A 6571-nucleotide genomic window follows, 5' to 3' on the forward strand; every position below is an offset into this window, starting at 1 on the left:
GCGAAAGACAGTTCTATGCTGTACAGTCACTATAAAGGCGTCCTGCAAGGCGATGCATGACATCGATCAAACTTTGGCCACACTGGATCTGATTCGCATGGATTAATACCATCGCCTAAGACGCCGCCGGGCCTTTTTGCTCTAGAATGTCGACAATAAAAGGAATAAAGACAGCATATGACAACGGCACTCATCACACACAAGGACTGCATGCTGCACAACCTGGGACCGGAACACCCGGACAGCCCGGTGCGGCTCGCGGCCATCCACAAGGTACTGGAGCGTACCGGCCTGATTGACCAACTGGACCAGATTACCGCCGTTCCCGTCACTGAAGAGCAGATTTCGCTGGCCCACCACCGGCTGCACAGCCGTCAGCTGGACGCCAAGCAGCCCGATAGCGGCATTGTCTACACCGACGACGACACAGCCATGTGTCCGGACACCATGCAGGCCGCACGCCTGGCGGCCGGCAGCGTCATCATGGCGGTCAATCGGGTGCTGGATGGCAAGGCCGATAACGCCTTTTGCGCCATCCGCCCGCCGGGCCACCACGCCGAGTACAACATCGCCATGGGGTTCTGCCTGTTCAACAACGTGGCCATCGGTGCGGCACATGCGCTGCAGCAGGCCGAGATCAAGCGCGTTGCGATTCTGGATTTTGATGTGCACCACTGCAACGGCACTGTGGATATCTTCAAGGACCGCCCCGAGGTGCTGGTGTGCTCCACCTTTCAGCACCCCTACTACCCCGAGCGCTATCACCAGATTGACCGGCCCAATATCGTCAACTGCCCGATTGCCGCCCATACCGAGCCACACATCTTTCACCGTGCGGTGGAAGAACACTGGCTGCCGGCGATCGATGCACACAAGCCGGATTTGATCCTGATCTCGGCCGGCTTTGACGCCCACAAGGAAGATCCCATGGCGGATCTGAACCTGGAAGAGGGCGACTACCGCCAGGTCACTCAGGTGATCAAACAGGCAGCCGACAAACACTGCGGCGGGCGCATCGTATCGGTACTGGAAGGCGGGTATAACCCGGTAGCACTGGCCTTCAGCGTGCAGGCCCACCTGGAGGTGCTGGCCGGCTTCTGATCGATATCCCGTACATACCGAGCAAAAAAAACGGAGCCATTTGGCTCCGTTTTTTGTTGCGTCTGTCGCTGAATCAGCCGACGAACTTGATCATCACACCGGCCGCAACCGCCGAGCCGATAACGCCGGCCACGTTCGGACCCATGGCGTGCATCAGCAGGAAGTTCTGCGGGTTGGCTTCCAGACCCAGTTTGTTGGATACACGCGCTGCCATCGGTACAGCGGATACCCCGGCGGAGCCGATCAGCGGGTTGATCGCATTGCCACCCTGCAGCTTGTTCAGGCCCTTGGCCATGAGGACACCACAGGCGGTACCGATACCGAAGGCAACAATACCCAGTACCAGAATGCCCAGTGTCTGCACGTCCAGGAACTTGTCGGCAGACAGTTTGGAGCCCACGGACAGACCCAGGAAGATGGTGACGATGTTGATCAGTGCATTCTGCGCCGTATCGCTCAGACGATCGACCACACCACACTCACGCATCAGGTTACCGAAACAGAACATACCCAGCAGCGGCGCCGCATCCGGCAACAGCATGGCCACCAGAATCAGCAGCAGAATCGGGAACATGATCTTTTCGGCCTTGGACACATGGCGCAGCTGGCTCATGCTGATCTTGCGTTCGGCCTCGGAGGTCAGAGCACGCATGATCGGCGGCTGAATCAGCGGTACCAGTGCCATGTAGGAGTAGGCCGCTACCGCGATGGCGCCCAGCAGGTGCGGTGACAACAGGCTGGCCACATAGATGGCGGTCGGGCCGTCAGCACCACCGATGATGCCGATGGCAGCCGCATCCTGAATGGTGAAGTCCAGAATACCGAAGCTGCTCAGTGCGACCGCACCCAGTACGGTGGCAAAGATACCGAACTGTGCTGCCGCCCCCAGGAACAGGGTCTTCGGGTTCGCCAGCAGCGGGCCGAAGTCCGTCATGGCGCCGACACCCATGAAGATGATCAGCGGAGCCGCACCGGACGCAATGGCCACGGTGTAGAAGTTGTACAGCATGCCATTGCCGTAGCCATTATCCTGAGCCACCAGGCTGGCAGCCGAATGCACGGTCGCATTGGAGTTGTGGTAGGCATGGGTCAACTCATGCACGTCAGTGCTGCTGACTCCCAGCACACCCGCCAGCTGTTGCAGGACTTCAGGTTTGGCGAAATGAATGGCGTTTTCAACCGCCGACATTGCCAGACCGGCTTCCGGGATATTCGCCAGAATACCGCCGAAACCGATCGGAACCAGCAGGAGCGGCTCAAAGTTCTTGCGAATGGCAAGAAAGAGCAGCACCAGGCCGATAATCATCATGGTGAACTGGCCGAAGGAGATATTGTAAATCCCCGACGCCAGCCATAGATCCATCAACTTTTCCATGGAGCCTTACCTTATGCCAGCGTCAGCAGGGAATCACCGACCTGTACGGCATCACCCTCTTTCACGTCCACGGAAACCACGGTGCCGGCGCGAGCCGCACGCACTTCGGTTTCCATCTTCATCGCTTCCAGAATGACCAGCACGTCGCCTTCCTGAACCGACTGACCCGCCGCTACCTGGACTTTCCAGATGTTACCGGCCAGAGGTGCCGGAACCGGCTCACCGGAACCCGCTGCCGGAGCAGCCGGTGCAGCCGCAGGCGCCGCTGCCGGAGCAGACTGAATGGAGGAGACATCGCCGCCTTCTGTTACCTGAACCACGTAGTTCTGGCCGTTGACATTGATGGTGTAGACTTCCGGTCCGTTGTTTTTCGGGGCTGACATGGTTTTTGCGTCCTCAAGAGTCGGTACAGGTTCAAAGGCGTCGGGGTTACCACGGTTTTCCAGGAACTTCAGGCCAATCTGCGGGAACAGCGCATAGGTCAGAACGTCGTCGATCTGGTTATCGCCCTGCTCCAGCTTGATGCCCTTCTCTTCAGCAATCTGCTTCAGCTCAGCGGTCAGTTTTTCGACTTCCGGCTGCAGCTGGTCTGCCGGGCGACAGGTCAGCGGTTCCTGACCATCCAGAACACGTGCCTGAAGTTCGGCGTTGTAAGGTGCCGGTGCGGCGCCATACTCGCCCTTCAGGATGCCCTGTACTTCCTTGGAGATGCTCTTGTAACGCTCGCCCATCAGTACGTTGATGACCGCCTGTGTACCCACGATCTGGGAGGTCGGCGTCACCAGCGGGATGTAGCCCAGGTCTTCACGGACGCGCGGGATTTCAGCCAGCACTTCGTCAAACTTGTCAGCCGCACCCTGCTCCTTGAGCTGGTTTTCCATGTTGGTCAGCATGCCACCGGGCACCTGAGCCACCAGAATACGGGAGTCGGTGCCACGCAGAGAGCCTTCGAACTTGGCGTACTTCTTGCGCACTTCGCGGAAGTAAGCCGCAATTTCTTCCAGCGCTTCCAGGTTCAGACCGGTATCACGGTCAGTGCCTGCCAGTGCCGCTACCACAGACTCGGTTGCAGTGTGGCCATAGGTCATGGACATGGAAGAGATCGCCGTGTCGACACGATCCACACCGGCTTCAACCGCCTTAAGGATGGTCATGTCGGACAGGCCGGCTGTGGCGTGCGCATGGAACTGCACTTCCAGACCGGTCTGCGCCTTCAGACGAGAAATCAGGTCAAAAGCGTTGTACGGCGTCAGGATGCCGGACATGTCCTTGATGGCAATGGAGTCAGCGCCCATGTCCTCAAGGGTCTTGGCATAATCCACCCAGGTTTCGATGGTGTGCACCGGGCTGGTGGTGTAGGAGATGGTGCCCTGAGCGTGCTTGCCACACTCTTTAACAGCCTTGATGGCCATTTCCAGGTTACGCGGATCGTTCATCGCATCGAAGATACGGAACACGTCCACGCCGTTGGTCGCGGCACGCTCAACAAATTTGGTCACCACATCATCGGCGTAGTGGCGGTAGCCCAGCAGGTTCTGACCACGCAGCAGCATCTGCTGTTTGGTGTTGGGCATGGCCGCTTTCAGTTCGCGGATGCGGGTCCAGGGGTCTTCACCCAGGTAACGGATACAGGAATCAAAAGTGGCACCGCCCCAGCTTTCCAGGGACCAGTAACCAATCTTGTCCAGCTTCTCGGCAATCGGAAGCATGTCATCGAGTCGCATGCGTGTGGCAAACAGAGACTGATGCGCGTCACGCAGAACGACGTCGGTGATGCCAAGCGGTTTTTTTACGTCGGACATGAGTCAGGCCTTTATCTAGCTAAAATTCTTGTTATCTACCCGCGTCACTTGGAACGGTATTTGTGTACCGCAGCGGTAATGGCCGCAACAACTTCATCGTTGTTTCCGGCTGAAGCACCGGCGGCAGACGGTTGTGGACGTGGCGTGGGCGCTTTGGCGACCGGTTCTGGCAGGTACCGGGTGGCCAATCGCGACATGATGCCGGTTGCAAACACCAGCAACGTCAAGAAGACGAAGACGAAACCCATGCCGAAGGCCATGAGTGTCAGGCCCTCCGAGAACAGATTATCCATCTATGGGTGCTCCTGTTTAGTTTAAACCCTTGGGCCTGCCGGCGACTTTTGGCCGCACTCGTCCCCTCTGGTATCAGAGACGGAGCGACAGGCTGATGTTGTGACTATGGCCTCTGCTGGTGATCACTATCAACAGAGAGCACACAATCAAGCGAATCTATTCTACCGCAAACTCAGGGGCCAATTGCAAGATTGTCGACAATCTGTAATTTTTTTACAGAATCAAACTTGAAGGCCGCTCAGCGCGACAATAGTGTTGACATTAGCACTTCTAGTGCCGTTTTGAACAACAATAAGGGATTAGCCTTTTGGCTAATTTACAAGGACAGGCTCAAACAGGGTTCTGACAGGGGCAGTGGATAGGGTGCCCTGCCCCCAGACATGAAAAAGCCACTCATTGAGTGGCTGGACGGAAGACCTTGACGTTCTCATACCCCAGTTCATGCAGGTGCTGGGCGTGCATTTGCGACATGACGCCCTTGTCGCAGTACAGCAAATACTCCCGCTCCTGCGGCAGCTGCGCAAAATCGGTTTCCAGCTTGTAAAAAGGAATCACGCGAATGTCACAGCCCGGCATGTTAAGCGGCTTGCGCTCCTGCTCACGCGGCGGGCGGATATCAATCAGTGTCTGATTGTCAGCCACACGTGTCATGGCCTCAATCTCACTATTGATATTATGATTTTCCACGATGTCATCGATGGCGATGACCTCCGCCTGCTTCAGCGCGCGTTCCAGCACGTCAAAATCGAACTGGCTCTCTTCTTCCTCGACACGCTCTCGACGCGCATGGGTCGTCGGCTTGTCAGAAATAACACCACAGAACTCCGGCATGGCGCTGGCAAATTCAAAGGTGCCGATTTCACGGGCGATATTGATGATATCCGGCTTGTCCATGGTGACCAGCGGACGCAGCACCAGGTGCTCGCAGCTTTCGTCGATCAGGCGCAGGTTGGGCAGTGTCTGGCTGGAAACCTGAGCCACGCTCTCACCCGTGACGATGGCATTAAGCTTCATGCGGTCAGCCACCTTGTCTGCCGCACGCATCATCATGCGCTTGAGCACGACGCCCATGTGCGAGTGATGAACCGACTGCAGAATTTCACCCACGACCTCCTCAAAAGGCACGGTGATGAACTTCACGCGCGCAGAGGCACCAAACTTTTTCCACAGGTAAAGTGACACCTGCTTAACACCGATTTCATGGGCATGACCGCCAAGGTTGAAAAACAGGAAGTGGGTTTTGCTGCCGCGACGCATGGTCATGTAGGACGCCACAACTGAATCGAAACCACCTGAAATCAGCGACAGTACGTCTTCCTGCGTGCCCAGCGGGTAGCCGCCCAGGCCCTGATGATTGGCCGTGACAACAAACAGCTTGTTGTCACGAATCTCCAGGTCAACCCAGACCTCCGGGTTGCGTACATCCACGCCTGCCGCTTCGGTATGCTGACGCAGGCCACCGCCGATGTAGCGTTCCATCTCAACCGAGGTGAAATCATGATCGCCGGTGCGTTTGACACGCACCTTGAAGGTTTTGCCCTTCAGCCGTTCGGCATAGGCCTCACGGGTCAACTCAAAGGCATTATCAAAATCACCCAGCGGATATTCCTGCACTTCCAGGAAGTTCTGAATGCCGGGCACCCGCTGCATTACATCGATGATCTGCTCACAGAGCGCATCGTTCTGGCCCGGAAAGCTGACTTCAACCTTATCCCAGAAACCGCTGACCTTGATGTCCTCATCGAGGCGCTTCAGCAAAATCTGCAAATTGCTCTGCAGGCGCTGAATCAGGCGACGACGAACAGGGCGACTTTTAATCGTAATTTCGGGAAAAAGCTTGGCAATGAATTTCATGGGCGTTCCGGAAATAAAAAACCAGTTAGAGAATCCGGCTAGCGATTATGATCAGAATTCTGAAAGGGGATGGCGCGCCCGAGAGGATTCGAACCTCTGACCGCCTGGTTCGTAGCCAGGTACTCTATCCAGCTGAGCTACGGGC

At 56.8% G+C, this 6571-nt stretch carries 5 protein-coding genes; 1 reads left to right on the forward strand and 4 read right to left on the reverse strand.

The window, feature by feature from the left end:
- Positions 1 to 177: 177 nt before the first annotated feature.
- Complete coding sequence (locus H9C73_RS14115) at positions 178 to 1101, forward strand: histone deacetylase family protein (protein ID WP_209288546.1); 924 nt, start codon at positions 178 to 180, stop codon at positions 1099 to 1101.
- Between the two features lie 73 nt (positions 1102 to 1174).
- Here the strand turns inward: H9C73_RS14115 and H9C73_RS14120 are convergent, their stop codons facing one another.
- From H9C73_RS14120 to thiI, 4 genes are all read right to left on the reverse strand, one after another.
- Positions 1175 to 2476 (reverse strand): sodium ion-translocating decarboxylase subunit beta, encoded by a 1302-nt coding sequence (locus tag H9C73_RS14120; RefSeq protein WP_209288547.1) that lies wholly within the window; start codon positions 2474 to 2476, stop codon positions 1175 to 1177.
- A gap of 11 nt (positions 2477 to 2487) precedes the next feature.
- On the reverse strand, positions 2488 to 4278 hold the full coding sequence (gene oadA, locus H9C73_RS14125; RefSeq protein ID WP_209288548.1) for a sodium-extruding oxaloacetate decarboxylase subunit alpha: 1791 nt from the start codon (positions 4276 to 4278) through the stop codon (positions 2488 to 2490).
- Positions 4279 to 4322: 44 nt separating this feature from the next.
- Complete coding sequence (locus H9C73_RS14130; RefSeq protein WP_209288549.1) at positions 4323 to 4571, reverse strand: OadG family protein; 249 nt, start codon at positions 4569 to 4571, stop codon at positions 4323 to 4325.
- Positions 4572 to 4965: 394 nt separating this feature from the next.
- Positions 4966 to 6426, reverse strand: coding sequence for a tRNA uracil 4-sulfurtransferase ThiI (gene thiI / locus H9C73_RS14135; RefSeq protein ID WP_209288550.1), 1461 nt, complete (start codon positions 6424 to 6426; stop codon positions 4966 to 4968).
- Between the last annotated feature and the right edge of the window lie 145 nt (positions 6427 to 6571).

The organism is Marinobacterium alkalitolerans (assembly GCF_017776525.1).
Classification (GTDB): domain Bacteria; phylum Pseudomonadota; class Gammaproteobacteria; order Pseudomonadales; family Balneatricaceae; genus Marinobacterium; species Marinobacterium alkalitolerans.

Bases quoted from the DNA above. Each gene is read 5' to 3' on its own strand.
- H9C73_RS14115 (WP_209288546.1), top strand. From the start codon at position 178: ATGACAACGGCACTCATCACACACAAGGACTGCATGCTGCACAACCTG.
- H9C73_RS14120 (WP_209288547.1), bottom strand. From the start codon at position 2,476: ATGGAAAAGTTGATGGATCTATGGCTGGCGTCGGGGATTTACAATATC.
- oadA (WP_209288548.1), bottom strand. From the start codon at position 4,278: ATGTCCGACGTAAAAAAACCGCTTGGCATCACCGACGTCGTTCTGCGT.
- H9C73_RS14130 (WP_209288549.1), bottom strand. From the start codon at position 4,571: ATGGATAATCTGTTCTCGGAGGGCCTGACACTCATGGCCTTCGGCATG.
- thiI (WP_209288550.1), bottom strand. From the start codon at position 6,426: ATGAAATTCATTGCCAAGCTTTTTCCCGAAATTACGATTAAAAGTCGC.